Annotated in this window: 24 protein-coding genes; 10 read left to right on the forward strand and 14 right to left on the reverse strand. The window is 63.2% G+C overall.

Going from position 1 to position 26,879, the window contains the following annotated elements:
* Positions 1-15 precede the first annotated feature (15 nt).
* Both HU752_RS13030 and HU752_RS13035 read right to left on the reverse strand, forming a co-directional pair.
* Positions 16-1,119 (reverse strand): polyamine ABC transporter substrate-binding protein, encoded by a 1,104-nt coding sequence (locus tag HU752_RS13030; RefSeq protein WP_186679898.1) that lies wholly within the window; start codon positions 1,117-1,119, stop codon positions 16-18.
* A gap of 169 nt (positions 1,120-1,288) precedes the next feature.
* Positions 1,289-2,113 carry an aspartyl/asparaginyl beta-hydroxylase domain-containing protein gene (locus tag HU752_RS13035; RefSeq protein WP_186679901.1) on the reverse strand — a complete coding sequence of 275 codons (825 nt, stop codon included), beginning with the start codon at positions 2,111-2,113 and terminating at the stop codon, positions 1,289-1,291.
* 298 nt (positions 2,114-2,411) lie between these two features.
* Between HU752_RS13035 and HU752_RS13040 the strand changes: the two genes are divergently transcribed.
* The 3 genes from HU752_RS13040 to HU752_RS13050 all read left to right on the forward strand — a co-directional run bounded on the left by HU752_RS13040 (position 2,412) and on the right by HU752_RS13050 (position 4,195).
* Complete coding sequence (locus tag HU752_RS13040; RefSeq protein WP_186680281.1) at positions 2,412-3,071, forward strand: ribonuclease T2 family protein; 660 nt, start codon at positions 2,412-2,414, stop codon at positions 3,069-3,071.
* A 114-nt stretch (positions 3,072-3,185) separates the two neighbouring features.
* The gene (locus tag HU752_RS13045; RefSeq protein WP_186679904.1) at positions 3,186-3,884 is read left to right on the forward strand and encodes an AzlC family ABC transporter permease; all 699 of its coding nucleotides are present in this window, start codon (positions 3,186-3,188) and stop codon (positions 3,882-3,884) included.
* Entirely contained in the window at positions 3,884-4,195 is a 312-nt protein-coding gene (locus HU752_RS13050) for an AzlD domain-containing protein (protein ID WP_186680283.1), read from the forward strand. Before HU752_RS13045 ends, HU752_RS13050 begins: the two co-directional genes overlap by 1 nt.
* A 3-nt stretch (positions 4,196-4,198) precedes the next feature.
* On the opposite strand, the gene HU752_RS13055 is transcribed toward HU752_RS13050, so the two are convergent.
* The 3 genes from HU752_RS13055 to HU752_RS13065 all read right to left on the reverse strand — a co-directional run bounded on the left by HU752_RS13055 (position 4,199) and on the right by HU752_RS13065 (position 7,962).
* Positions 4,199-6,541 carry a TonB-dependent siderophore receptor gene (locus tag HU752_RS13055; RefSeq protein ID WP_186679907.1) on the reverse strand — a complete coding sequence of 781 codons (2,343 nt, stop codon included), beginning with the start codon at positions 6,539-6,541 and terminating at the stop codon, positions 4,199-4,201.
* Positions 6,542-6,619: 78 nt separating this feature from the next.
* Positions 6,620-7,441: a FecR family protein gene (locus HU752_RS13060; protein WP_186679909.1), complete on the reverse strand. Its 822-nt coding sequence runs from the start codon at positions 7,439-7,441 to the stop codon at positions 6,620-6,622.
* Entirely contained in the window at positions 7,438-7,962 is a 525-nt protein-coding gene (locus tag HU752_RS13065) for an RNA polymerase sigma factor (RefSeq protein WP_186679911.1), read from the reverse strand. Before HU752_RS13065 ends, HU752_RS13060 begins: the two co-directional genes overlap by 4 nt.
* Positions 7,963-8,200: 238 nt before the next feature.
* Here HU752_RS13065 and HU752_RS13070 point away from each other — a divergent pair, with 238 nt between their 5' ends.
* A complete protein-coding gene (locus tag HU752_RS13070) occupies positions 8,201-9,802 on the forward strand; it encodes an ABC-F family ATP-binding cassette domain-containing protein (RefSeq protein ID WP_186679914.1) in 1,602 nt (533 codons plus the stop codon).
* 3 nt (positions 9,803-9,805) lie between these two features.
* On the opposite strand, the gene HU752_RS13075 is transcribed toward HU752_RS13070, so the two are convergent.
* The 3 genes from HU752_RS13075 to HU752_RS13085 are packed head-to-tail and all read right to left on the reverse strand — an operon-like array spanning position 9,806 to position 13,596.
* Positions 9,806-11,107 (reverse strand): NAD(P)/FAD-dependent oxidoreductase, encoded by a 1,302-nt coding sequence (locus HU752_RS13075; RefSeq protein ID WP_186679917.1) that lies wholly within the window; start codon positions 11,105-11,107, stop codon positions 9,806-9,808.
* Complete coding sequence (locus HU752_RS13080) at positions 11,104-12,192, reverse strand: polyamine ABC transporter substrate-binding protein (protein ID WP_186679919.1); 1,089 nt, start codon at positions 12,190-12,192, stop codon at positions 11,104-11,106. The genes HU752_RS13075 and HU752_RS13080 overlap by 4 nt, the downstream gene beginning before the upstream one ends.
* A 45-nt stretch (positions 12,193-12,237) precedes the next feature.
* The gene (locus HU752_RS13085; protein ID WP_186679922.1) at positions 12,238-13,596 is read right to left on the reverse strand and encodes a glutamine synthetase family protein; all 1,359 of its coding nucleotides are present in this window, start codon (positions 13,594-13,596) and stop codon (positions 12,238-12,240) included.
* Between the two features lie 172 nt (positions 13,597-13,768).
* Between HU752_RS13085 and HU752_RS13090 the strand changes: the two genes are divergently transcribed.
* Positions 13,769-14,677 carry a helix-turn-helix domain-containing protein gene (locus HU752_RS13090; protein ID WP_186679925.1) on the forward strand — a complete coding sequence of 303 codons (909 nt, stop codon included), beginning with the start codon at positions 13,769-13,771 and terminating at the stop codon, positions 14,675-14,677.
* Positions 14,678-14,685: 8 nt separating this feature from the next.
* On the opposite strand, the gene HU752_RS13095 is transcribed toward HU752_RS13090, so the two are convergent.
* Positions 14,686-15,087, reverse strand: coding sequence for a hypothetical protein (locus tag HU752_RS13095; RefSeq protein ID WP_186679928.1), 402 nt, complete (start codon positions 15,085-15,087; stop codon positions 14,686-14,688).
* A gap of 89 nt (positions 15,088-15,176) precedes the next feature.
* The gene (gene ampC / locus HU752_RS13100; protein ID WP_186679931.1) at positions 15,177-16,346 is read right to left on the reverse strand and encodes a class C beta-lactamase; all 1,170 of its coding nucleotides are present in this window, start codon (positions 16,344-16,346) and stop codon (positions 15,177-15,179) included.
* 196 nt (positions 16,347-16,542) lie between these two features.
* On the opposite strand from ampC, the gene HU752_RS13105 reads away from it, so the two are divergent.
* Positions 16,543-17,427 (forward strand): LysR family transcriptional regulator, encoded by an 885-nt coding sequence (locus HU752_RS13105; protein ID WP_186679934.1) that lies wholly within the window; start codon positions 16,543-16,545, stop codon positions 17,425-17,427.
* 272 nt (positions 17,428-17,699) lie between these two features.
* On the opposite strand, the gene HU752_RS13110 is transcribed toward HU752_RS13105, so the two are convergent.
* On the reverse strand, positions 17,700-18,344 hold the full coding sequence (locus HU752_RS13110) for an apolipoprotein A1/A4/E family protein (protein ID WP_225920133.1): 645 nt from the start codon (positions 18,342-18,344) through the stop codon (positions 17,700-17,702).
* Positions 18,345-18,425: 81 nt separating this feature from the next.
* Here HU752_RS13110 and HU752_RS13115 point away from each other — a divergent pair, with 81 nt between their 5' ends.
* Together HU752_RS13115 and HU752_RS13120 are read left to right on the forward strand one after the other, a co-directional pair.
* Positions 18,426-18,956, forward strand: coding sequence for a DUF3087 domain-containing protein (locus HU752_RS13115; protein WP_186679937.1), 531 nt, complete (start codon positions 18,426-18,428; stop codon positions 18,954-18,956).
* Positions 18,957-19,049: 93 nt separating this feature from the next.
* Positions 19,050-20,405, forward strand: a complete 1,356-nt coding sequence (locus HU752_RS13120) for an MATE family efflux transporter (protein WP_186679940.1) — start codon at positions 19,050-19,052, stop codon at positions 20,403-20,405.
* Between the two features lie 18 nt (positions 20,406-20,423).
* On the opposite strand, the gene HU752_RS13125 is transcribed toward HU752_RS13120, so the two are convergent.
* Complete coding sequence (locus HU752_RS13125) at positions 20,424-21,620, reverse strand: MFS transporter (RefSeq protein WP_186679943.1); 1,197 nt, start codon at positions 21,618-21,620, stop codon at positions 20,424-20,426.
* A gap of 215 nt (positions 21,621-21,835) precedes the next feature.
* Between HU752_RS13125 and HU752_RS13130 the strand changes: the two genes are divergently transcribed.
* Positions 21,836-22,816 (forward strand): arsenic resistance protein, encoded by a 981-nt coding sequence (locus tag HU752_RS13130; protein WP_186679946.1) that lies wholly within the window; start codon positions 21,836-21,838, stop codon positions 22,814-22,816.
* 6 nt (positions 22,817-22,822) lie between these two features.
* Here the strand turns inward: HU752_RS13130 and HU752_RS13135 are convergent, their stop codons facing one another.
* Positions 22,823-23,221 carry a hypothetical protein gene (locus tag HU752_RS13135; RefSeq protein ID WP_186679948.1) on the reverse strand — a complete coding sequence of 133 codons (399 nt, stop codon included), beginning with the start codon at positions 23,219-23,221 and terminating at the stop codon, positions 22,823-22,825.
* Positions 23,222-23,487: 266 nt separating this feature from the next.
* Positions 23,488-24,933, reverse strand: coding sequence for a SulP family inorganic anion transporter (locus tag HU752_RS13140; RefSeq protein WP_186679951.1), 1,446 nt, complete (start codon positions 24,931-24,933; stop codon positions 23,488-23,490).
* 197 nt (positions 24,934-25,130) lie between these two features.
* Here HU752_RS13140 and ggt point away from each other — a divergent pair, with 197 nt between their 5' ends.
* Positions 25,131-26,858, forward strand: coding sequence for a gamma-glutamyltransferase (gene ggt, locus HU752_RS13145; RefSeq protein ID WP_186679952.1), 1,728 nt, complete (start codon positions 25,131-25,133; stop codon positions 26,856-26,858).
* The last annotated feature ends 21 nt before the right edge of the window (positions 26,859-26,879 follow it).

The following is a 26,879-nucleotide window of genomic DNA, read 5'->3' on the forward strand; positions in this document are numbered from 1 at the left end:
CGGGCAAGCCTCGCCCTATAGGCCGGTCTTCACCGTGTTCCAGACGCGGGTGATGGCGCGCATGTCCCTGGCGTCCTGGGTCTTCTGCGCGAACAGCCGTTGGCGGGTGGCATCGTCCGGGTAGATCGCCGGGTTGGCGCGCACGTCGGCGTTGACCAGCGGCGTCGAGGCGCTGTTGCTGTTGGCGTAGTGGATGAAGTTGGTCACGTCGGCCATGACCTTGGGCTGCAACAGGTACTCGAGGAACTTGTGCGCGTTTTCCACGTGACTGGCATCGCTGGGGATGTAGAGGTTGTCGAACCAGATCAGCGAGCCCTCCTTGGGAATGAAGTACGCCAGATGGGTATTCGAACCGGCCTCCTGGACCCGGGCCTGGGCGGTGGCGGCGTCACCGGACCAGGTCATGGCCATGCAGATGTCACCGTTGGGCAGGCTGTTGAGGTAGTTCACCGAGTCGAACTTCCTCAGGTAGGGGCGCACGTCCATCAACAGCTTCTGCGCGGCTTCGAGGTCTTCAGGTCGGGCGCTGCGCGGATCGCGGCCCAGGTAGGTGAGTGCCAGGGGGATGACCTCGGTCGGCGCATCGAGCAAGGTCACGCCGCAGTCGGCGAAGCGTGAGACGATTTTCGGGTCGAACAGCATCGCCAGCGAACCGATGGGGGCGTCGGGCATGCGTTCGCGGATCTTGTCGACGTTGTAGGTCACGCCGTTGCTGCCCCAGGTGTAGGGCGCGGAGTAGGCGATACCCGGGTCATAGCCTTGCAGGTGCTGCAGGGTGCGTGGGTCGAGGTTCTTCCAGTCAGGCAGCCGTTGCTTGTTCAGTGGTTGAAAGACCCGTGCCTTGATCAAGGGCGGTGCCAGCGAGGCGTTGAGGGTGACCAGGTCGTAGCCGGAATGACCGGTGAGCAGCTTGGCCTGGACGGTCTCATAGGAATCGAAGGTGTCGTAGATGACCTTGATGCCGGTGGCCTTCTCGAAATCGGCGAGGGTGTTTTCGCCGATGTAGTCGGTCCAGTTGTAGAGTCGCAGGGTGTGCGACGCGTCCACTTCCTCGGCGTGCAGGGACAACGCCGTGGGGACAAGCAGGAGACTCAGGGTAACCACTAACGCCTTGTGCATGGGCATTTCACCTTGGGCTGGATTCAGCTCGCGGGGAGCGGGTGAATCCACTATCAGGTGGGCGCGCCAGCGTCACCATACTCCGAATGGGTAGGTAGTCGCTTTTGTGCAGGCGTTGTCGGAGCGGGGAACCCTGGGCGCGAGAGCCGGCGCCCAGGGCGGGGGAGGGTTACTGGATCAGCTTCCAGTTCTTGTAGAAGACCCGGCGCAGGGCGAACACCGCGCCGGCGAAACCGGCGATCACGCCACGCAGGATGAAGGGCGTGCGGGATGGCCGCACGATATCGATGAACAGGCAGTAGCGCTTGGTGTCGTTCTTGTTGAACGAGGCATGCAGCAGGGTGTCATCGAAGATGAACAGCGGGTCGTCATGCCAGAAGTGCTTGTCCTTGCGGCATTGGATATACACACCGTCATGATGCGGGGCCGGTGCCATGTTGTAGAGCACGCGGAACATCATGCGCAGCGGGCCGAAGTGGAACGAGGTCGACTGGTTGGCGTTGAACACCGAGACGCCGATGGTTTTCACGTAGGGGTATTTCTGTTGCAGCTCGCGGATGTCCAGCTCGGTGTCGATCTTGCGTCCGTACCACTGGAAGAACAGCATGCCGCGCTTGTTCTGCGCCATGCGGCCGTCGAGGAACTGGATGATCTCGTCCTTGTGGTCCATGGCCCGGTCGATGACCTGCTGCAACTCGCGCTGGCAGTCCTCGGGCAGGTCCTGCATGCGGTAGACGCCGCGGTTGCGACGGCTGACCAGGTCGAACAGGGTATTGAATGGCGACAGCACCCAGGTGTTGCGGCCGTTGCCGATGAAATATTTTTTCGCCAGTTCGGCGGTATAGATACCATTGCGCAGGAAATCGTAGATGCCGCAGATCACCACCAGCGCCAGGAAGCCGAAGACGGTTTTCGGGAAGCAGTAGATGACCAGGAGCACGCCGAGCGTCCAGAGGAGCGAGACGATTTTCTTGCGGATGTTGCGGATACTCATGAACCGGGGCTCCCTCAGAGCGATTGCGTCAGGTGTGGCGGGCGCCGGATGGCGCGTTGGAACCCAGGAAAGCACCCTGTGAGGGTGCGCAACCGTCCGGGGTGACGGTCTGCCCGAATCAGCAGGCCTGGCAGGTCAGCCGATGCCTGCCATCATAGAAGCTCGGGCGATGGATAATCGTATCAAATGTTACTGTTTTGTAAGGTTTCTTAACAATTTATTTAACGTGATGCGTGTAAAGCAGTCACTGGCATCGGGGTAATGGATGTCCAACCCCAACAAGGAGCAGGGCATGAATATGAAGTGGGTTTCCGTGGGATTGGCCGTGTTGATGTTGTCGATGGGCGGCGCACAGGCGGATCAGCAGTCTTCATCGGGCAAGAACAAACAGAAAGGCCAGGCAGGTGAGTTCGATTATTACCTGCTGAGCCTGTCATGGTCTCCGACCTTCTGCCTGACCCATGCCGGTAATGAGCAATGCAAGGGCAAGGGCTATGGTTTCGTCCTCCATGGGCTCTGGCCGCAGTATGCCAAGGGCGGCTGGCCGCAGTTCTGTGCGCCGCTGACACCCTTGACCGCCGCTCAACGCCAACAGGGACGCACGATGTTCCCGACGGCCAAGCTGCTCGAGCATGAGTGGAGCAAACACGGTACCTGCAGCGGCCTGGGCGCTGACAGCTACCTCAATACCACCGACCAGGCCCTGGGCAAGGTGCACATTCCCGATGAGCTGCAGCCATCGACCCGTGTGCGCGAGTACTCCGCCGCGGAAATTGCCCAACTGTTCCAGCAGAGCAACCCGGGCCTGCCGGCCGACGGCATCGCCGTGGGTTGCAGCGGCCCGCAATTGTCGGAAGTACGGGTGTGCCTGAACAAGGACCTGGGCTTCGAATCGTGTGGCAAGGGTGTGAAAACCCAGTGCCGCGACGGCAAGGTGCGCCTGCCACCGATTCGCTGAGGCCAGGCTCTTGCTGAGCGGTGTCGGCTGGTGCCGCTCAAGTTGCAAGATTGTTCAAGACAGCACGGAAATGGCCTGCCACAGTCAGCGGCCATTTCCTGAAGTCCGAGCTTTATGTCCGAACATTCCTTGCCTCGCACCGCCTTCCTGCGCGGTGCCGTGGCCATCATGCCGTTATCCCTGGCGACCGCACCCTGGGGGCTGCTGGCTGGCTCCATGGCCATCGAGGCCAACCTGACCCCGCTGCAGGGCCAGGGCCTGTCCAGCATCGTGTTTGCCGGCGCCGCACAACTGGTGGCCATCGGCATGCTCAAGGGTGGGGCGGGGATCTTCTCGATCCTGCTGACCACCGCGCTGCTGACTTCGCAGCACTTGCTGTACGGCATGAGCATGCGCTCGGTGATCTCGCCATTGCCGGGACGCTGGCGCCTGGGGCTCGGGTTCCTGCTGACCGACGAGCTGTTCGCCCTGACCAGCCAGCATGACCGCCAGCAGTTCGATCGCTGGTACGCACTGGGCGTGGGGCTGACGTTCTATGTGGCCTGGAACCTGTTCACCCTGGCGGGGATCATCCTGGGCAGCAGCATTCCCGGCCTGGAGCACCTGGGGCTGGATTTCTCGATTGCCGCGACGTTCATCGCCCTGATCACGCCGGTGGTGCGCAGCGTACCGACGGTGGTCTGCGTGGCGGTGTCGCTGTTCTGCTCGGTGCTGTTCAGCTATTGGCAGTGGGGCTCGGCGCTGGTTCTGTCGGGCCTGGCGGGAATGACGGCGGGATTTGTCTGCAACAAGCTGTATCGGGGGCGTGAATGATGGTCTGGGCAGTGATCTTCGGCATGGGGCTGCTGGTGTTCCTCAACCGTTACGTCTTCCTCGAACCACGGCTGCCGTTGCGGCTGAGCAGCAATGCCCGGCAGTTTCTCGGTTTTGCCGTGCCGGGCATGCTGACGGCGATCTGCGGGCCGATCGTGTTCCTGCCGGAACGGCAGTTGAACCTGCACCTGGACAACCCCTACCTGATCAGCTCGCTGGTCGCGATCGGCCTGGTGCTCTATACCCGCAACACCCTGCTCAGCATGTTGCTGAGCATGGCGTTCTTCTTTCTCCTGCGCTGGTGGCTGTAGGCGCTAGAACCGATAGTTCAGCCCCAGGGTCAGCGAGCGTTCCGGTGCCGGCTGGCGACCCCATGGGCTGGTGTCGATGCCGCGGAAGTAGTACTCGCGGTTGAACAGGTTGCTGATGCCTGCCGAAGCCGTCAGTACTGTCTTGTCGTGCAGCGGGAACTGGCGTTCGATGGCGGTGTTCCAGACCCAGTAGGATGGCAGCCGGCCCACGGAGGCGTTGGCATCCTCGGCGCCGGTGTTGGCGGCGTCGGTGTAGGCGCTGCTCACGTACAGGCCGTCGAGGCTGTAGGTCCAGCGCTCGGCGAAGTGGTAGCGACCATCGACGCTGAACTGGTTGCGTGAGGAGAACGGTACTTCGTTGCCCTTGAAGCTGCCGTTGCGCTGCTTGGCATCGAGGTAGGCATAGCTGGCATGCAGGTCGAGGTCGGGCAGGGCGCCCGGGGTCCAGAATATCTCGCTCTCGATGCCCTGGTGGCGGGTGCTGCCGAGGTTGACGTAGCGGTCGCTGGTGGCGTCGTAGACGATCTGGTCGTCGAAGTCGATGCGGTACACACCGAAGTCGACCCGCAGCCCCTGCCACGGGGTATAACGCACACCGGTCTCGTAGTTCCAGGCCAGTTCGGCGCCGACATCACCTTCCTTGACGATCTGCGTCACCTGCGGTGGCCGCAGCGATTTCTGCGCGTTGGCGTAGACGTACCAGTCGTCGCTGGCCTGCCAGCCGACGGTCAGGCCGGGCAGCCACTCCTTGGACTCGTTGTCGTGCTTGAGGCTGGAGAGGCCGTCCTTGTAGTCCATCTGTGCGTCTTCATAACGCACGCCGGGGGTGATGGTCAGGCGGTTGTTGAACAGGCCGATGGCGTTGCTCAGGTAGAACGCCTTGGCCTCGTCATTGAACTGCCAGTCGCGGAATGGCGTGGTCCGGCCAGTGGCGACGCTCTGGCGGTTGACCTTGTAGTCGATGTCTTCGTTGACGTAGCGGGCACCGACCAGCCAGGTCTGGCTGACGTCATCGCCGTCGATGCTCATGCTCAGGCGCGGCTCGGTACCCCAGACCTTGAAGTTGCGCGGGCCATCCTGCCGCGTGGCGGCGATGCCGTCCGGGGTGAAGGGCAGGCCGACGATGAAGTTGCGATAGCTGTCGTGGGCGAAGTTGGTCCAGCTGAACTCCACCGAATCGAATGGGCCGATGGCGCCCAGGCGCTGGGTGTAGGTGCCCCAGACACGGTCGGTGTTGCCGTCGAAGTGGTCCAGCGGTCGGGTCGACTGGCGTGGATCGTCGCGGTAGTCCCTGACGCTGAGGGCGCCGGCCAGGTCCATGTCGGCCTCGTAGTGCTGCACGCCGAAGCTCAGCTCGCGGTCGTCGTCGATGTTCCACTGGCCGCGCAGTCGGTAGTTCTGGATATCGGTATCGGAGTGCTGGCGGCCCGCCTCGCCGGAAAGGGTGTTGAGGTCCAGTTGCAGGCCGAAGTTGTCGGTCAGGTAGCCGCCGGTGCCGAAGTAGGTGTCCCACAGTTGGCGGCCGCCGGCATTGAAGGTGGTGCGCTCCTGCAGGGTGTTCTCCCACTCGCGGGGAATCGGCTTGCTGATGAAGTTGATCACCCCGCCGACGTTGTTCGGGCCGTATTGCACTGCGGCGCCGCCACGGACGATATCGATCCGGTCGACGGTGGCCATGGTCACGGGGAACAGTGACAGGCCGGTCTGGCCATAGGGTGCCAGGGCCAGCGGAATGCCGTCGGACAGCGCCTGCAGTCGCCCGCTGCGGCTTTCGTACAGGCCGCGCACGGCGATCTGCGGCAGGGCGCCGGTGCCGGTTTCGTCGAAGATCTTCACCCCGGGAACGCGTTGCAGGGCATCGTCGACGCCGCGCACACTGGCCTTGTTCAGGTTGTCCGCACCGACCACCGTGCGGCTGCCCGCGTAGGTCAGCACTTCAGGGTCGCTGGCACTGCCCAGCACGTCGCCCTTGATCACCATCGGCGCGATATAGGTGGTTTGCACCGGTTTTTGCGCAGCCGCCTGCGGCGTGCCTGCCGGTACGATGACGAAGGTCCGCTCGTCCTTGACCTGGGGTTGCAGGCCGCTGTTGTCCAGCAAGCGCTCCAGGGCCTGCTGGGGGGTGAAACTGCCCTTGAGCGGCTGCGTGGTGCGGCCCTGGGCGATATCGCTGGCGAACAGGATCTGCACCGAGGACTGGCGCGCCAGGGCATTGAGCGCCTGGTCCAGGCGCGAGCCGGGCAGGTCGAGTTCGACCTGGTCCTGGGCGTGGGCGGAAAGGGCGAACAACAGGCTGCTGGCCAACAGTGACAGGGGCAGGCGAGCGCTGCGCAGGAGGGGCTTCATGGGGCGGTGGTCCTCGGAAAGTGGGAGCTTTGACTACCTGCCGTCAGCCGCGGTGGAAAACCCTACCTGTCGAAACGATTATTTTTTCGCTGCCTTGTGCCGGATGTGCAAGGTGCCGTCGCTGTCGCTGTTCAGGCTCAAGGGCAGGATGCTCGGCAGCAGGGTCAGCAGGCCCTCGACCTGGCTGCTGTCGAACACGCCGGTGATCGGCAGGTTCGCCAGGTCCGCGGAGTCGAGGCGGATCGGCGCCGCGCGGTAGCGCTGGATCTGCTTCAGGGCCTCGGCCAGTGGCGTACGGTCGAAGATCAGTTGGTTGTGCTTCCAGGCAATGGCGGCCTCGGCGTCGACATTGACCGAGTGCAGGCTTTGTCCCGTACGTGTTTCCACCTGTTGGCCCGGGAGCAGTTGCAGGCGCTGGCCATCGCCGGTCGCCACGTCGACCTTGCCGCGAACCAGGGTCACGCGCACGGCCGGATCGAGCCGGTCGACACTGAACAGCGTGCCCAATACGCGGACCTGGGTCGTACCGGCATCCACCTGGAACGGCCGGAACACGGTTTTCGATACATCGAACAGCGCACGCCCGGCCTGCAGTTCGACCCGCCGCGAGCGCAGGTGCCATTCCACCGTGGCGCGGCTGTTGCTGTCCAGGGTCATGCGACTGCCGTCGGCCAGGGTCAGCACGCGTTGTTCGCCCACTGCGCTGGCATAGGACTCATGGTGATAGGCCGGGTCCAACCAGGCCAGTCCGCCGGCCAGCAGCACGGCCAGCGCACCGGCACCCAGGGCCTTGCGGGGCGTGCGTGGCTTGGGCTCGGGCAGGGGAAAACGCTTGCGCAATTCTTCTCGATGCCGCGCCAGGGCTTCTTCTTCACGGGAGGAGGGTGGCAGGGCGGTCATGAGGCACGTTCCGACAGGTCGAGGTGGGCGCGGCAGGCGGCCAGGCCGAGTTTCAGGTGCTTCTCCACGGTCTTCAGGGAGATGCCCAGGCGTGCCGCGACTTCTGCCTGCGGCAACTGGTGGATCTTGTGCATGACGAAGACCATCTGGCAGCGCGCCGGCAGTTGCTCGATGGCCTGGACCAGGCGCTCCAGTTCGCGTTCACCCTCGTATTGGCGAGCGGGCGAAGGGGCGTCGCAGACGGCATCGAAGTGTTCGGGCTGTTCGACGATCCAGGCCTGGCGCCGCCGCTCGCTACGATAGCGGTCGACAGCCTGGTCGTGGGAAATCTTGCGCAACAGCGCCAGTGGTGTACGCACTTCCTGCGGTTCGCGCTTTTCCAGCAATTGCACGCAGACATCGTGGACCACTTCGCGGGCAAAGCCGCGATCACCGAAGCGCCGGCGCACGTGATCGACCAGCTCGTCGTAATGACGCACCAGGGTGCTGAGCAGGGAGGGCTTGGCTGGGTCGAACGGCATGATGGACCTGGGGCGAGGTGGTGCAGGCGCAAATATAAATGAGAAACCTTTTCATTCATAGCCCTTGTAGAAAAGCCCTGATGGGTTGTCATAGGGGGCGGTTAGGGCAATACTGTGAGCCTGCTATCTTCTTTTGAGGTGTTCGTCCCATGCGCAATTAATGCCGCCGTCTGTCCTGACGGCCAGTCTCCATACCCCCTGCTACAGGGTGGAGTCCATGGCATTGATTGGAGTTCGCATGACGAATTCACACCTGGCGCTGGAAGGCGTTTCCTATGTACTGGCTGATGGCCGGGTACTTTTTTCCGGGCTCGAAGCCCGATTCGATGAACAACCGACGGCGATTGTCGGACGCAATGGCGTCGGCAAGAGTGTGCTCACGCGGATCCTGGCCGGGCAGCTGTCGCCCTCCGAGGGGCATTGCCGGCGTCGTGGCAAGGTGCATTACCTGGCCCAGCAGATCGATCCGCACGCTTCGATTGCCGCACTGCTCGGGATAGGGGAACAGCTCGCGGCCCTCGAACGTATCGAGGACGGTGGTCTCGACCCTGCCGACTACGACCTGATCGGTGAACGCTGGGATATTCGCCAGCAGCTACAGGCTGAACTGGAACGGCATGCGCTGAAGGGTCTGGATATCAGCCGTCCTGCCGCCAGCCTGAGTGGTGGCGAAGCGATGCGCGTGGCCCTGGCCGGAGCCAGCCTGTCCGATGCGCAAACGCTGATTCTCGACGAGCCCAGCAACCACCTCGACCGGCCGGCACGCCAGTTCCTGATGGAGCAGTTGCGTCGTTGGCCGCGTGGCCTGGTCGTGATCAGTCACGACCGGGAACTGCTGGAGCAGATGAGCCGGATCGTCGAGCTGTCCAGCCTGGGATTGCGCAGTTATGGCGGTGGCTACGCGTTCTATATGCAACAGAAGGCCGTTGAGCGCGACGAGGCCCTGCGCCAGTTGGAGCATGCCCGACTCGAACGCAGGCGTGCCGAGCAGGCGATACGACTGCAACAGGAGCGCCAGGAACAGCGTCAGGCCCGTGCCGAGCGCCAGGCCGGGCAGGCCAACCAGGCGCCGATCCTGCTGGGGCGACGCAAGGGCATCAGTGAGCAGACCCGCGGCAAGCAGCAGGCACAGCACGTGGCCGTCCGCGAAGGCCTGGCGCAACAGGTGCGTGACGCGGCCCGTGCGGTGGAGCAGGAAGTGGCGGTCGTGTTGCAGGCACCGGTCAGTTCGCAGGTGGCGCGACGGCGGGTGCTGGTGCTCGACGAACTGCGCCTGCCCCGCGTGCCAGGGGCGCTCAGCCTGGTGCTGCATGGGCAGCAGCGAGTCGGTGTGGTGGGGCGCAATGGCAGTGGCAAGTCCACCTTGCTCAAGGTGCTGGCCGGTCAGTTGGCTCCCGTGGGCGGTGACTTTTCCGTGAATGGCACGCTCGCCTATCTCGACCAGGGGCTGTCCACCATCGACCCGCAGCGTTCGATCCTGGAGCAGTTGCGAGCGGCGAACCGGCAGGCGAGCGAGGGCGCGTTGCGTACTCGCCTGGCGCAATTGGGCCTGGGCGCCGAGTGCGTCCTGCAGCCCAGCGGCCTGCTCAGCGGCGGGGAACGGCTCAAGGGGGCGCTGGCCTGCGTGCTCTATGCGGATGAGCCGCCGCAGGTACTGCTGCTGGATGAACCGAGCAATCACCTGGATCTGGTGTCGCTCCAGGCCCTGGAGAACATGTTGCTGCAGTTCCAGGGCACGCTGCTGGTGGTGTCCCATGACCAGCGGTTTCTCGATCAGCTCAAGCTGACCGAGCGCTTGCAGACGGGTGTCGATGGCTGGCAACTGCAACCCTGGGCGTGATGCTCAGCCCAGCACTTCGCGCATCCGGTGCCAGAGCATGCCCAGCGCCAGCAGTGGCGAGCGCAGGGCCTTGCCGCCGGGGAAGGTCATGTGTGGCACCGCACTGAAGATGTCCATGCCCTGGCTTTGCCCGGTATGAATCGCCTCGGCGAGCAGGCGGGCGGTCCAGTGGGTGACGTTGACGCCATGCCCGGAATAGCCCTGGGCATAGAACACGTTCGGCTGCTGGCGCAAGCGGCCGACCTGCGGGAACCGGTTGGCGGTGATACCGATCCTGCCGCCCCACTGGAAGTCGAGACGCACGTCCGTCAATTGCGGGAAGACCTTGAGCATCTTCGGTCGCATGTAGGCACCGATATCCGCCGGGTCCCGTCCGGAGTAGTGGCAGGCACCGCCGAACAGCAGGCGGCGGTCGGCGCTCAGCCGGTAGTAGTCCAGACCGACCTTCTGGTCGCACAGCGCCAGGTTCTGCGGGATCAGTTCGGCGGCCAGCGCCGCGGTCAGCGGTTCGGTGGCGATGATGTAGCTGCCGGCCGGCAGCACCTTGCCGCCCAGGCGCGGTTCAAGGTCGTCCAGGTGGGCGTTGCAGGCCAGCACCAGGCTGTCCGCCCGCACCGTGCCATGGGCACAGCGGACCTGTACGGTACTGCCGTGGATCAGTTCCAGTACCGGGCTCTGCTCGAATATTCGCACCCCCAGCGACTCGGCAGCCCGGGCTTCGCCCAGCACCAGGTTGAGCGGGTGCAGATGGCCGGAACCCATGTCGATCAGGCCACCGGCATAGGCAGTGGAGGCCACCACCTGGCGCATGTCCCGTGGTTCGACGATCCGCGTCTCGTGCTCGTATCCCAACTGCAGCAGGTGTTCCTGTTCGCCCTGGAAGGCTGCGAACTGCGCCGCGGTGTTGGCCAGCTCGCAGAAGCCCCAGCGCAGGTCGCAGTCGATGGCATGCTCGCGGATTCGCGTGGCGACCAGCGCCACCGAGTCGATACCGGCCCGCTCCAGATAGCGCACGCCCTCTGCGCCGACGTAGCGGGCGAAGCCGCTGACATCATGGCCGATCCCGCGGATCAACTGGCCGCCATTGCGACCGCTGGCCCCCCAGCCGATGCGCCGGCCTTCGAGCAGGATCACCGAGAGCCCGCGCTGGGCCAGCTCGAGCGCGGTGTTGACGCCGGTGAAGCCACCGCCGATCACGCAGACGTCTGCGACCAGGTCCGACTCGAGCCGGGGGCGAGCCGGCATCGAGTGGGCGGTGGCAGCGTAATAGGAACGGGCGTGTTCCAGGGTGCTGTCGTGGTTCATTTGTTGGTCTTCACCTTGCTCCAGGAACGGGTCATCAGGCGCATGATTTCCGGTTTCGGCGTCGTCGAGATGTAGAGCTTGTCGAGCACGTCCTGTGGCGGATAGACCTCGGGGTTGTGCACCAGGTCGGCATCCATGTACTGCTGGGAAGCCGGGTTGGGGTTGGCGTAGCCGACCGAGGCGCTGACCTTGGCGATCACCTGCGGGTCGAGCAGGTAGTTGATGAAGGCATGGGCCTCCTTGACGTTGGCGGCATCGGCCGGGATCGCCAGCAGGTCGAACCACAGGTTGCTGCCTTCCTTGGGAATCGAGTAGGCGATGGTGATGCCGTTCTTCGCTTCCTTGGCCCGGTTGGCGGCCTGGAACACGTCGCCCGAGTAGCCGAAGGCGACGCAGATGTCACCATTGGCCAGGTCCGAGATGTACTTGGAGGAGTGGAAGTAGGTGATGTAGGGCCGCAGTGTCAGCAGCTTGGCTTCGGCCTTCTTGTAGTCCTCGGGATTGGAGCTGCGCGGGTCCATGCCCATGTAGTTGAGGATCGCCGGGAAGGTCTCGTCCGGCGAGTCCATGAACGAGACACCGCATTGGGTGAGTTTCTTCAGGTTTTCCGGTTCGAACAGCACCGCCCACGAGTCGATGTGGTCGATGCCCAGCACCTGCTTGACCTTCTCGACGTTGTAGCCGATGCCGTTGGTGCCCCACAGGTACGGTACCGAGTGGGCGTTGCCGGGATCGTTCTGCTCCAGCAGCTTGAGCAGTTTCGGGTCGAGGTTCTTCCAGTTCGGCAACTGCGAGCGGTCGAGCTTGAGGAACGCCCCGGCCTTCACCTGGCGGCCGAGAAAGTGATTGGAGGGCACCACCACGTCGTAGCCGGTGCGTCCGGCGAGCAGCTTGCCCTCCAGTGTTTCGTTGGAGTCGAACACGTCATAGATCACCTTGATCCCGCTCTTGGCCTGGAAGTCGGCGAGGGTGGTTTCGCCGATGTAGTCGGTCCAGTTGTAGACGCTGACGGTCGGCTCGGCGTGAGCCGCGGCGCTGAACAGCAGCGCCAGGGTGAAGGGGACCACGGATTTCAATAGACGCATGTCGACACCTCGTTGAGTTGTTTTGGGTGCGGTCGGGATTCGGGATCAGACGCTGAGCAGCAGGAACTCGCGCTCCCAGGAACTGATCACCCGCTTGAAGTTTTCGTGTTCGGCGCGCTTGACGGCCACGTAGCCACGTACGAACTGGCTGCCCAGGTAGCGGTCCAGGGTCGGGCAATCTTCCATGTGGGCCAGGGCGTCCTCGATGGTGATCGGCAGGCGCAGGTTGCGTCGCTCGTAGGCACGACCTTCCACCGGTGGGTTGGGCTCGATACCTTCGACCATGCCCAGGTAGCCGCACAGCAGGCTCGCGGCGATCGCCAGGTACGGGTTGGCGTCGGCGCCGGGCAGGCGGTTTTCCACGCGCATGGCGTCGGGGCTGGAAGTCGGTACGCGCAGGCCGACGGTACGGTTTTCCTCACCCCATTCGACGTTGACCGGTGCCGAGGTGTCCGGCAGGAAACGGCGGAACGAATTGACGTTGGGCGCGAACATCGGCAACACCTTGGGGATGTACTTCTGCAGGCCACCGATGTGATGCAGGAACAGCTCGCTCTTGGTGCCGTCGGCATTGACGAAGATCGGCTTGCCGGTGGCGATGTCGACCACGCTCTGGTGCAGGTGCATGGCACTGCCGGGTTCGTCGGCGATCGGCTTGGCCATGAAGGTGGCGGTGACATTGTGCTTGAGCGCCGCCTCGCGCAGGGTGCGCTTGAACACGGTGATCTGGTCGGCCAGGTCAAGGGCGTCGCCGTGGCGGAAGTTGATTTCCATCTGCGCCGGCCCGTCTTCGTGGATCAAAGTGTCGAGGTCCAGGCCCTGGGCTTCGCACCAGTCGTAGACGTCCTCGAACAGCGGGTCGAACTCGTTGGCGGCGTCGATGGAGAATGACTGCCGGCCGCTTTCGGCGCGGCCCGACCGCCCCAGCGGGGCCTTGAGCGGCAGGTCCGGGTCTTCGCAGCGCTGGGTCAGGTAGAACTCCATCTCCGGCGCGACGATCGGCTGCCAGCCCTTGTCGGTGTAGAGCTGCAGGACTTTCTTGAGGACGTTGCGTGGCGACAGTTCGATCGGGTTGCCCTGCTTGTCGAAGGTGTCGTGGATCACGATCGCGGTCGGTTCGATGGCCCATGGCACCAGGTAGATCGACGAGGCGTCGGGGCGACAGATCATGTCGATGTCGGCGGGGTCGAGCAGGTCGTAGTAGACGTCGTCCTCGACGAAGTCCCCGGTTACCGTTTGCAGCAGCACACTTTCCGGCAGGCGCATGCCTCGCTCATGCAGGAACTTGTTGGTGGGTGCGATCTTGCCGCGGGCGATGCCGGTCAGGTCGCTGACCACACATTCCACTTCGGTAATCTTGTGTTCTTTCAGCCAGGAGGACAGCTGATCGAAAGGGGCGTTCATAAGGACCTCGTCGTTGGTTTTATCGACGCCAGGTTGGCCCCTCCGCTTGCCTGTAAACGGCAGGAGGCTTCCCCTGTAGCGCGTTGGCGACTATCTTGCTGTCAGCTGCGCGCTTCCATCTATCCACTTTTCCAACTCGAAGATGCACCAAAAAGGTGCGCAATGGTCTCCCATGACAGAGCCAAATCCCTTGCGGGTCCAGGCGTTCAATACCGCCGACGTGACCGAACAGATCCGGGCCACGCCAGGTTGGGTCCAGCATTACCAGCAGATGTCGCCTGGGCATTTCGCCGGGCAGATTCGCTACCTGGACCTGCAGGGAGTGGAGATCTACGAGGAGTGCATGAACACCCGGGTGGAGCAGAACTTCAGTGCGCCAGCGGGGGCGCTGGCCTTCTGCTTCGATCGCAGTGACAACGCCCTGTACGTGCTCAACGGCGAGAGTCGCAATATCTGGATCACGCCGGAGAACTACCAGGAAGTGGCCGTGGTGTTCGGTCCGGAGTTCGTCCAGCACCAGGCACTGGACATTGCCCGCCTCGATGGCCTGTTCATGGCACCGCTCAACTCGCAGCAGAATGCCTTGTTCGGCCGCTGGCTGAGCGCAACCCTGACTCGCCTGGGCCAGACCCTCGACCCGCCGAGCCGGGAGGTGCTGGCCCAGCAGTTGCTCGATGACTGCCTGTACATCCTCGATAACGCCTGCGTGTGCCTGGACCGTGGTTCGTTGCAGCGGCGGGCAGAGGAGCGGGGCATCATGAAGCGCATTGGCGAGTGGGCGGCCGATACGCCCGAGGAGACCCTGAACCTGCTGGAGCTTGCCCAGGTCGCCGGCGTGCCGCTACGGCAGTTGCAGCATGCCTTCAAGGCATTCACCGGCATGACGCCGAGCCAATGGCTGCGCCTGCGTCGCCTGAATAGCGCGCGTCACGAACTGCTGCACGGCAAGGTGGAAAACACCGTTGCCGAAGTGGCGATGCATTGGTCGTTCTGGCATCTGGGGCGCTTTTCCAGCAGCTATCGCGCGTTGTTCCGCGAGTTGCCGAGCGAGACCTTGAAGCGCCGGCAGACGGGCCGCTGAGAAGGGGGTCAGATACCACCCAGCAGGTCGTGGGCGTTGAGCAGGTCGTAGGCGATTTCCGGGCGTTTTTCCAGGCCGCGGCGGATCGCTGCCGGGATCGACTGGCGGGTCTTGCGGCACAGGCCCGGCAGCTCTTCGATGTGAATGCCGATACCGCGCATGGTCCGGACCTCGTTGGGGCCGGGTGCGATGGTCAGGCGAATACCCAGCTGTTCGTACATTCGCTGCTGCATGCGTTCGAGGTCGGCAAGGCTCTTGAGGTCTTCGAGGCGTTCGAGCAGGATTTTTTCTTCCTGGCGGGTCAGGCGCAGGATCCGGATATCGGTACCGGGGGTCTCCAACAGCCGATCCCGCTCGCAGTTGCAGGCGCCGGGAGGACAAGGCTGGCGGAGCGGAGGCAGGGTGTTCATGATCTCCGATCATAGCCAAGTGCGAGGGCTTTTGCCCATGGGGCAGGGCACCTGCCGTTTCCGGCGGCAGGTGCGTCAGGCGTCGATCGCTATTGCAGTTTTTCTACCGCACCGAGTACCTCGTACGCGGCCTTGACCCGGGCCGGGTTCGGGTAGTTCTTGTTGGCCAGCAGCACGATGCCGATGTTTTTCGCCGGAATGTAGGCCACGTAGGCGCCAAAGCCGTTGGTAGCGCCGGTCTTGTTGACCCAGCTATTGGCGCGTGGCGGTTGTGGTGCCTTGAACCAGTCGAGCTGCTGCGGCTCGAGCATCTTGTACGAGTTGCCCTCGAGCAGAGTGTCGAGCTTGGCCGGGTACGGGTAGAACTCCCAACCCAGGCCCTGGATAGTGTCACCGAACTGGTAGTACCCGGCGTGGGTCGAGGCGATGGCCTGTTGCAGGGGCTTCTCGAGCTGCTGGGGCTGCATGTTCACCTGGACGTAGCGCAGCAGGTCGCTGGAGGTGGTCTTGATGCCATAGGCCTCCGAGTCCAGTGCGCCAGGGCCGACCCGCGATGGGCGGTCGTCCTTGGTATAGCCCTGGGCATAGCGGTTCATCTGGTCCTTGGGCACCTTGAGGTAGGTGTGCTGAAGGCCCAGTTTGGGCAGCAGGTTCTTTTCCATCAGGTCGTCGAATGGCTGGCCCAGGCTTCTGGCAGCCACATAGCCGAACAGGCCGATACTCGGGTTGGAATACTGGCGGCGCGCGCCGGCGGGGTAGGCCGGCTTCCAGTGCTGGAAGTATCTCATCATCTTGTCGGTGCTATCGGCATCGTCCGGGAACTGCAGCGGCAACCCGCCAGGCGTATAGGTGCCCAGGTTGAGCACGCTGATCCTGTCGAACGCGCTGCCACGCAGTTCGGGCAGGTAATGGCTGGTGTTCTCCGAGAGTGACAGCTTGCCCTGGGCCACGGCGTAGGCCGCAAGCGTGGCATTGAAGGTCTTGCTGATCGAACCGATTTCAAACAGCGTGTTTTCTGTAACAGGCTGTTTGTCGGTCTTGGAGCTGACACCGTAGTTAAAGTAATGTGCCTTGCCATTGATGAGCACAGCCACGGCCATGCCGGGAATGCCCTGTTCCTGCATGATCGGCTGAATCGCGGCATCCACCACGGCCTTGAGTGGGTCGGCTGGCGTCTCGGCGGCAACGCTGTGCCCACTGGCGAACAGGCACAGGGTGCTCATGAACAATGTGCTATGAAGTCGGGTTTTTTTCAGCATAATCGGGCAGTTTCCATGATCTTGATTTTTTCCCGCATCCTCTCGGGCTGCGCTGTCGTTCACTTCCAGGCCATTGGGCGTGATGATCGACTGGCTGGAGCCGCAGTTGCGGTGCGAGGCCCAATCTAGGCGATGAGCCCACTGCGGACAAACGATGAAATTTCGGATTAGCCATTAGAAAAACTAGGAGCTAGGTATGGTCCGGCCTCACTTGCCGCTCAATGCCCTGCGGGCTTTCGAAGCCTCGGCGCGTCACTTGAGTTTTACCCGGGCGGCGGTCGAGTTGTGCGTGACACAGGCGGCGGTCAGCCATCAGGTCAAGAGTCTCGAAGAGCAGTTGAAGGTCGCGCTGTTCAAGCGCCTGCCCCGTGGCCTGATGTTGACGGCCGAGGGTGAAAGCCTGCTGCCGGTACTGTGCGAGTCGTTCGACCGCATCGCCCTGGCCCTGGGGCGGTTCGACGGCGGGCATTACCGGGAGGTGCTGACGGTAGGAGCGGTGGGGACATTCGCCGTGGGTTGGTTGTTGCCGCGACTGGCGGATTTTCGCGAGCGCCACCCGTTCATCGACCTGCGTCTTTCCACCAACAACAACCGGGTCGACGTGGCGGCCGAAGGGCTCGACTTCGCCATCCGCTTCGGTACGGGAGCCTGGCATGGCGTCGAGGCCATGCGTTTGCTGGAAGCGCCGCTGTCGGTGCTGTGCACGGCGCAGATCGCCCGGCAACTGCAGTCTCCGGCGGATGTCCTGAAGCAGACGCTGTTACGTTCCTACCGCACCGATGAGTGGCCCGAATGGTTCGAGAACGCCGGCCTGCCGGCCAACAGCCTGGTCGCCAACAGTGTCGTCTTCGACTCGTCGCTGGCGATGATGGAGGCAGCGTTACAGGGGGCAGGGGTGGCCCTGGCTCCGCCGATGATGTTCTCCCGGCAGTTGGATGCCGGTGATATCCGGCAGCCGTTCGATATCGGTATCGTTACGGGCAGTTATTGGCTGACAAGGTTGCAGTCACGCACTGAGACGTCGGCGATGGCGGTTTTCCGTGACTGGTTGATTGGGCAACTGGATCGGCTCGCTGTATGAGCATCGACACGACAGGCGGCATTGGACCGGGTGCTCCAGGCCAGGAATGGCCAGTTGTGAGTCTGCTACCGCCAGGTGCTCAGGCGTGGATCAACGCAACGGCGAAAGAGACGACGATGGCGCAGGCGATGGCCAGGTTCAGGTTCATGGTGGAGCATCCGGCAGGTGGTTGAGGTGGCTTATCCTGCCGGGAGCGGATGCAAATAAAAAATTCTGTTTTGCGATTTGAATGATCAAGCGAAATGATGATTCAACCGCTCTAGCCTGAAGGTTCAGCGTGTCAGCAGGTCGAACGCCAGCTTGATCAGCGGTATCGCGACACAGACGATGATCAGGCCAATCTGCCAACGCATCACATTGATCTGCGACTGCAACCCGGACATCGACAAACGAAGATCGGCTCCCTGCTGTTGTATCGATAGGCGAAGTTCGCTGCCCTGTTCGCTGATCAGGGTGCGCAGCTCATGGTTCTGTTCCTTGATCATGGTGCGTAGTTCGTGGTTCTGCTCCTTGATCATGGTGCGTAGTTCGTGACCCTGCTCCCTGATCGTGGCACGCAGCTCATGCACCTCTTCACTCATCAGGTTACGCAGATCCTTGCCCTGTTCGGTGATCGATGCCTGCAGGCGGTCCTCGGTTTGTTGCAGGTCGGATTTTGACGCAAGATTCTGCACTTCGGCCTCCCAGGCATCTGCCGCTGCCTTGGCTTTTTCGGGTGGGGCGCTGGCTGCGGTCAGCGCCTCGTATAGGCTCAGGGATAGGTTCATCATTGCTCCTGCGATAGACGATAGCGACTCGGGAGCGATAGTCGATTCAAACTGGCAAGAGCTGATAGTCAGGTCGTTCTTCAGATCTTGTAGGTAATTACCTAGCTTTTTGCATGCAAATAAACGAAGCGTGCGGCTCCACAGAAACATCTTTCATTGACCTGGGCGTCCCCGAGTCGTCTGCAAGGCAGCATAATGCCGCGACCTTTCTCCCTCTGGCGCCTCGTACCGATGTTCGAAATCAAACCGTTCAACCCCGAAACCTATCGACAGCAGACCCGCCGTAGCACCCTGATCATTGCGGCGGTCTTTGTTGCGCTGGCCATGCTGCTGTCCGGGCTGGCGGTGATGCTGTTCGGCACGCCGGGTGGCGACAACTTCCGTTTCAATGCGGGTGGGGTCCTGGCTGCCGTGCTGGTGATGACGCTGCTGATGCGCCAGGTCTTCTGGTCACAGCCCTGGATGGCGGCGGCTGTCTACGGTTGGCAGCTCAAGCGCAGCCTGATGCGCGTCACCAACCTCATGCACCGGGTGAAGGCCGGGGTCCTGGCTGGTGATCCATCGGCGATGAAGCTGCTGCGTTTCTATCACCTGGGGTTGAACCAGATGCATCAGTTGGACGGCAATACCAGCAGCCTCGACCAGATGGCGGCGGAGGTCGAGCAGCACAAGGCCGCGATGCAGGCACTGGGACTCGATCCCGACTGTACCCGGCTTGACCCGCAATGGCTGGAGCAGGTCAAGGACATGCCTGCGCGGTGAGGCAGAACATGTGACGCAGGTACCTCGCAACGCCTTCTATAAGATAGAGTCGGCGACTACGTCGATGTACCTCATTCGAGAACCGAGTCCTACATGCAGCCACATCCGCAACGCCCTTTGTGGCAGGTCTATCTGTTTTTCCTGGCGCCGATGGTGCTGTCCAACTTCCTGCAATCGTTCTCCGGCACCCTGAACAGCATCTACATCGGTCAGATGCTGGGTACCGAGGCGTTGGCCGCGGTGTCCGGGATGTTCCCGGTGGTGTTTTTTTTCATCGCCCTGATCATCGGCCTGGGGGCGGGCGCGTCGGTGCTGATCGGCCAAGCCTGGGGCGCACGCGAGCCGCATACGGTCAAGGCTGTCGTGGGCGCGACATTGACCCTGGGGGTGCTGATCGGGCTGGTGGCGGCCGTGCTCGGGAGCATTTTTGCCCGGCCAGCGCTGCAAGGGCTGGGGACGCCCGTCGATGTCCTCGACGATGCGGTGGGCTACGCGCGGGTGATGATGCTGATCATGCCGCTGTTGCTGGTCTTCATCCTCTTCACTCAACTGCTGCGTGGCATCAGTGACACACTGTCGCCGTTGCTGGCGCTGCTGGTGTCCACCGGGATTGGCCTGGTGCTGACCCCGGCGCTGATCCGTGGCTGGCTGGGGCTGCCGCAAATGGGCATTCAGAGTGCCGCACTGGCCGGCCTGGCGAGTACCGCCTGCTCCATGCTGTTCCTGGGCTTGCGCCTGCGCTACAAGCGCAGCGTCATGGCGCCGGATCGCCAGATGCTGGCGGCGATGCGACTGGACCGGAAGATCCTCGGCAAGGTCCTGCGTATCGGCCTGCCGACGGGCCTGCAGATGATCGTGCTGTCGTTGTCCGAGCTGGTGATCCTGGCGTTGGTCAACCAGCATGGCTCGCAGGCGACCGCGGCTTATGGGGCGGTCACGCAGATCGTCAACTATGTACAGTTCCCGGCGTTGTCGATTGCCATCACTGCCTCGATCCTGGGGGCGCAGGCTATTGGCGCCGGACGCCTGGAGCGCATCGGGCCGATCCTGCGTACGGGCATGCTGATCAATACCTGCCTGACCGGTGGGCTGGTCGTTCTCGGCTATGGCTTGTCCCATTGGTTGCTGGGGCTGTTCATCACCGATTCTGCTACCCGGGCAACCGCCGAGCATCTGTTGCACATCATGCTCTGGAGCTTGCTGATCTTCGGTTTCCAGGCCCTGATCGGCGGGATCATGCGCGCCAGCGGCACGGTGATGGTGCCGGTGTTGATCATCATTTTCTGCATCGTTGGCATAGAGCTGCCGGTGGCCTACCTGCTCGATGCCCGGTTGGGACTCGAAGGGGTGTGGATGGCATTTCCGGCCGCCTACATCGGCATGCTGTTGCTGCAGATCGCCTATTACCAGTTGGTCTGGCGACACAAGCGGATCGAGCGCCTGGTTTGATCGCCAGGCGTTCAGGCGCTATCGCCGCCCCGCTGGAAAACCATGCTGGCGGGCTGCCCAGGTGATCAGCAGCGCCGGCAGCAGCCAGGCCAGCAGGGACCAGGGAATGGAGGCCGCGCCGAACCTGTCCAGAAGTAGCGCACCGATCATTCCACTGCTGGCGAACGCCAGGTTGAAGGCGGTCACCAGCATCGATTGTGCGGTATCGGCCGCTTTGCCAGCCGCGTCAGCCAGTGCCGTCTGCAGCAGTGTCGGCGCGCCACTGAAACTCAGACCCCAGAACACCACGCCAACATAGAGGATTGGCGTCGAGCCGTGCGGCAGGCCCAGGATCAGCGCCACGCCGGCGAAGGTGCAGAGGCTGAGCAGCACCAGTCGGCGCAGCCAGCGGTCAACCAGCAGGCCGACCAGCCAGATGCCACACATTGCCGAGACGCCGAACACCAGCAGTACATGCTCCAGCGAGATGTCCGGGCTGGTCCGCTCCAGGAAGGGGGCGATGTAGGTGTAGAGGCTGTAGTGCGCCATGATCCAGAGCCAGACCACCAGCAACACCGGTCGTACACCCGCTATATTCAGCACCCGGCGCAGGGAATGGTCTTGGGTGGATGCCGTGGATGGGGTTTGCGCAACACCCAGCCTGATCCAGAACATCGCCCCCAGGCTCAGCGCCGACAACAGGGCGAAGATCGTTCTCCAGTCCACCCAGTGGGTGAGCCAGGTGCCGAGGGGGACGCCCAGCGCGAGCGCCAGGGGGATACCCAGCATGGCCAGGGCCATGGCTCGACCTTGCAGTGGAACCTCGACCATGCTCCGTGCGCAACTGGCGAGCAGGCTCCAGGCCAGGCCAGTGGCGGCACCGATCAGCAGGCGGGCCAACAGGGTCAGTCCGTAGGAGGACGATCCCGCACTCAGTGCGTTGCCCAGGCAAAACACGGCGAGTGTCAGGAGCAGCAGGGTGCGTCTTGCGCAACCCTGCGTCGCGCGTGTCAGGGGAATTGCCGCCAGTCCCGAACCCAGGGCGCACAGGGTCACCCATTGGCCTGCCAGGGGCTCGGAGACATCCAGGCCCCTGGCGATCTGGGGCAGCAGTCCGGCGGGTACGGTTTCGTTGGCGGTGGCGATGAAGCTGGTCAGGGTCAGCGCCAGCAGGCGCATGACCGGCAGGCGAGTCGCGATGAGTGGTGGCTGGCTTGCGAGCACGGATCGGTTCATGTCGGGGGCTACCTTCCTGGTTGGATTCGGGATTGCAGTGACGAGGTCGGTAATCTGCAGGATCGCAGTACGTTTGATAATCGGCCGGTTCCTTGATGAACTTTCAATGCTTTATTGAAAATTGAGGCTGGCCGAAGGTACTTCGCTAGCGCCCCGCTCGACGAGCGCCCTGCGGTTGCATAGGCTTACGGGCTTTTGGGGTAGGGGAGTGCGGCTTGAGCCGGGACACACTTGAACAGAACCAGATACCGGTCTATTTCGTTGCGGTGATCATCGCGATGCTGGTTGGGTTGATGGCTCCCGATATCGCCCAGGGCCTCGATACCCTGGTGACGCCGGGTATTGCGGTGCTGATGTATGCGATGTTCCTGCAGATTCCCTTTCTCGATTTGCGCGGGGGGCTTGGCGGCAGGGGCTTCATGTCGGCCCTGTTGCTGGCCAATTTTGTCCTGGTTCCACTGCTGGTCTGGGCCTTGAGCCGTAGCCTGGTGGCGCAGCCGGCCATCCTGGTGGGAGCGCTGCTGGTGCTGCTCACTCCCTGCATCGACTACGTGGTGGTGTTCACCCATATCGGCCAGGGCGATTCACGGCGGGTGCTGGCGGCGACGCCAATCCTGCTGCTGTTGCAGTTGCTGCTGTTGCCGGCCTACCTGACTTTCATGCTCGATGGCCAGTCCGCGGTGGTCATCTCGATCGGGCCGTTTGTCGAGGCCTTTCTCCTGCTGATCGTCGCACCGCTGCTGCTGGCGGTGTTGACCTCGGCACTGGCCCGGCGCTCGCGCGGTGTTGCGCTCTGGAGCGACACCTGGGCCTGGCTGCCGGTACCGGCGATGGCGGCGGTGCTGGTGGCGGTGGTCGGCTCGCAGATTGCTACCGTGGTCGGCGATATCGAGCGCCTTGCCCCGGTGCTGCCGGTGTACCTCGGCTTCCTGCTGCTGGCACCGTTGGCGGGAGCGCTGGCTGCACGCCTGTGCCGGCTGCCGGCGAGTCTTGCGCGGGCCGTTGTCTTCAGTGCCTCGACCCGCAACTCCCTGGTGGTCCTGCCGCTGGCCCTGGCCTTGCCCGAGGATATCCGTGGGCTGGCGGCTGCGGCCGTGATCACCCAGACCCTGGTCGAACTGGTGGGCGAGTTGATCTACGTTCGCGTCATTCCGGCGTTGGTCTGGCGCAAACGGCCAGATGGCACCACGGACTGACCGCCTCTACAACTCCTCGATCGCTGCCCGGATCTGGTTGGCGACCGGCTGCTCCAGCGTGCTGTAGAGCTGGGCCAGGACCCGGCCGCTTTTCGAGCGATAGACATGCGGCCCGGCGAGGGCCCTCAGGGTATGAAAATGCTCCTGCAGATGATCGCAGTACTCGCGGGTTTCGCAGACGAAGAACTGGCCGCCCTTGGGCGCGATGCTCGGGAACGCCACTTCCACCCGCTCCCTGTAGGTGTTGGGCAACAGGCTCAACGGCTTGCGCTGGGGGTAGCTCACGGCACCGAATGGCACCCCGTTGGCTTTCAGGGCCTCCAGCACCGCACCGGCGGTTGGCGGGTTGTCGTTACCGCAGGCAACCAGAGGCAGGCCGACGATCATCAATAGAAGGGTTTTCATCCTGACATTCCTTGTTTCATTAGGCTTTTCGTCAGTGGTTACTGACTGAAACTGGCAGGTGGGTGGGTATTCCCGTCCATGCCGATTATGCAGGAGTGTCCGGTTGGGGAGGGTCAGTTGTGTCTCAATATTTCCAAGCCATTGCTCCGATGGTTGTCGGTACGGTCCTATAGAGGGGCTGCTCGAATAGACAGGGCGGCAAGGCGAAACGCGACGAAATCATCCCTGCACGCACCAGTGCTTCAATCTACGCCTCTGAGCGCACTTCAGCCGTGCTGCACGCCCGCCCGCCTGAGCAACTGCCTGCAGCGCTCGGACAGGTGCTCGACCCGCAACTGCTTGCCGGCCTTGGCATAACGCTCGCGCAGGCTTTTCAGGGCAGCGATCGCCGAGTAGTCGACGAAGCTCAGGTGGCGGCAGTCCAGTACCACTTTCTGCGGATCGTTGGCCGGGTCGAACAGGTTCTGGAAGGGGGTGGTCGAGGCGAAGAACAACGTGCCGTGCAGGCGGTACAGCTTGCTGCCGTCGGCTTGCTCGTGGGTATCGGCATACAGCTCGCGGGCGTGCTGCCAGGCGAAGTTCAGGGCGGCGATCAGGATGCCGCACAGTACCGCGGTCGCCAGGTCGGTAAACACGGTGATCACGGTGACGGCGATGATCACCAGCACGTCGTTCACCGGTACCTTGTTCAGTACCCGCAACGAAGCCCAGGCGAAGGTCTGCTGGGACACCACGAACATCACCCCCACCAGGGCGGCCAGCGGGATACGCTCGATCAGTGGCGACAGGAACAGCACGAACAGCAGGATCATCACCCCGGCCACCACGCCCGACAACCGACCCCGGCCACCGGAGCTGAGGTTGATCACGGTCTGGCCGATCATCGCGCAGCCGCCCATGCCGCCGAACAGGCCGGAAACGATGTTGGCCACGCCCAGCGCCGTGCATTCGCGGTCCGGATAGCTGCGGGTCTCGGTGATTTCGTCGGTGAGGTTGAGGGTCAGCAGGGTTTCCAGCAGGCCCACCAGGGCCATCAGCACCGCGTAGGGCGCGATGATGTGCAGGGTTTCCAGGTTCCACGGCACCTGTGGCAGTGTCGGCATGGGCAGGCCACCGGCGATGTGGGCCATGTCGCCTAGGGTGCGGGTCGGCAGGCCGCACAGGTAGACCAGCAGGCCGACGCCGAGGATCGCCACCAGGGCTGGCGGTACGGCGCGGCTCACGCGCGGCAGCAGGTAGACGATCGCCATGGTCAGTGCCACCAGCCCGAGCATCACGGCCAGTGGTTCACCACTGATCCAGTGTTCGCCCTCCTTGAACTGCTCCAGTTGTGCCAGTGCGATGATGATCGCCAGGCCGTTGACGAAACCGAGCATCACCGAGTGCGGCACCATCCGCACCAGCTTGCCCAGGCGCAACAGGCCGAACGCGACCATGACCAGGCCGCCGAGCAAGACCGTCGCCAGCAGGTATTGCACGCCGTGTTGCACCACCAGGGCGACGATCACCACGGCCATCGAGCCGGCGGCGCCGGAGATCATGCCCGGTCGGCCGCCGAACAGCGCGGTCAGGGTGCAGATGATGAAGGCACCGTACAGGCCCATCAGCGGGTTGAGGTGGGCGACCAGGGCAAAGGCAATGCACTCGGGCACGAGGGCAAAGGAGGTGGTGAGTCCGGCCAGGACATCGGCGCGTAGGCGGGCGGGTTTCATGGTGTACCTGAGATTGGGGCCAGCGGGGGCAAGCGAGGGCTATATGAAAGGCGGCGAATGTTACGGAAATGTAACTGGTCCTGCAAAAAAGCGAGTGATGGGTACTAGGTGAATCCTTCGCCAGCGTCTACCTTGGTAAAGGCCCGCGCAGACAGGCGTCTGCGTTTCCAGCAAATAAGAAAAAGAGAAATCGGCCCATGAAATTCGAACCCCTAGCGCGCTCGCTGTTGGCGACGGCGCTGATCCTGGCTGTTACCCCTGTCCATGCCGCCTCCCAGGCACCGGTCGCCGCAGAGAACGGCATGGTCGTCACGGCCCAACACCTGGCCACGCATGTCGGTGTCGACGTGCTCAAGGCCGGCGGCAACGCGGTGGATGCCGCGGTCGCGGTCGGCTATGCCCTGGCGGTGGTCTACCCGGCGGCCGGCAACCTGGGTGGCGGTGGCTTCATGACCGTGCAACTGGCCGACGGCCGCAAGACTTTCCTCGACTTCCGCGAAAAGGCGCCGCTGGCGGCCACGGCCAACATGTACCTGGACAAGGACGGCAATGTCATCCCCGACCTCAGTTCGAAAGGCCACCTGGCGGTCGGCGTGCCGGGCACGGTCTCGGGCATGGAGCTGGCACTGGAAAAGTACGGCACGAAAAAGCGCGCCGAAGTGATCGCCCCGGCCATCAAGCTGGCCGAGGACGGTTTCGTGCTGGAGCAGGGTGACATCGACCTGCTGCACACCGCCACCGATGAGTTCAAGAAGGACATCCATGATTCTGGCGCGATCTTCCTGAACAAGGGCGAACCGATGCAGGTCGGCGAGAAGCTGGTACAGAAGGACCTGGCCAAGACCCTGCGGGAAATTTCCGCGAAGGGCACCGACGGCTTCTACAAGGGCTGGGTGGCCAAGGCCATCGTCGATTCGAGCCAGGCCGGCAAGGGCATCATCACCCAGGCCGACCTCGACAAGTACAAGACCCGCGAGCTGGCCCCCATCGAGTGCGACTACCGCGGCTACCACATCGTCTCGGCGCCGCCACCCAGCTCCGGTGGCGTGGTGATCTGCGAGATCATGAACATTCTCGAAGGCTATCCGATGGAGCAGCTGGGTTATCACTCGGCCCAGGGCCTGCACTACCAGATCGAGGCCATGCGCCACGCCTATGTCGATCGCAACAGCTACCTGGGCGACCCCGATTTCGTCAAGAACCCGGTAGCGCACCTGCTGGACAAGGCCTACGCCGAGAAGCTGCGCGCCGCGATCGACCCGCACAAGGCGGGCATCTCCAAGGACCTCAAGCCAGGCGTCGCGCCTCATGAAGGCAACAACACCACCCACTACTCGATCGTCGACAAGTGGGGCAACGCGGTGTCGGTGACCTACACCCTCAACGACTGGTTCGGTGCCGGGGTGATGGCGAGCAAGACCGGGGTCATCCTCAACGATGAGATGGACGACTTCACTTCCAAGGTCGGCGTGCCGAACATGTACGGCCTGGTACAGGGCGAGGCGAACGCCATCGCGCCCGGCAAGACGCCGCTGTCGTCGATGAGCCCGACCATCGTCACCCGGGATGGCAAGGCCGTCATGGTGGTCGGCACGCCAGGGGGCAGCCGGATCATCACTGCGACCCTGCTGACCATCCTCAATGTCATCGACTACAAGATGAACATCCAGGAGGCGGTGGATGCCCCGCGGTTCCACCAGCAATGGCTGCCGGAGGAAACCAATCTCGAGACCTACGCGGTGAGCCCCGACACGCAGAAGATCCTCGAAAGCTGGGGACACAAGTTCACCGGGCCGCAGCCGCTGAACCACCTGGCGGCGATCCTGGTCGGTGCGCCCTCGCTCGATGGCAAACCGGTGGGTAACAACCGCTTCTACGGTGCCAATGACCCGCGGCGCAATACCGGGTTGTCGCTGGGCTACTGAGGACTGGCCCCTGGCGACCCT

Origin of the sequence: Pseudomonas vanderleydeniana, assembly GCF_014268755.2 — a bacterium.
Taxonomy (GTDB): domain Bacteria; phylum Pseudomonadota; class Gammaproteobacteria; order Pseudomonadales; family Pseudomonadaceae; genus Aquipseudomonas; species Aquipseudomonas vanderleydeniana.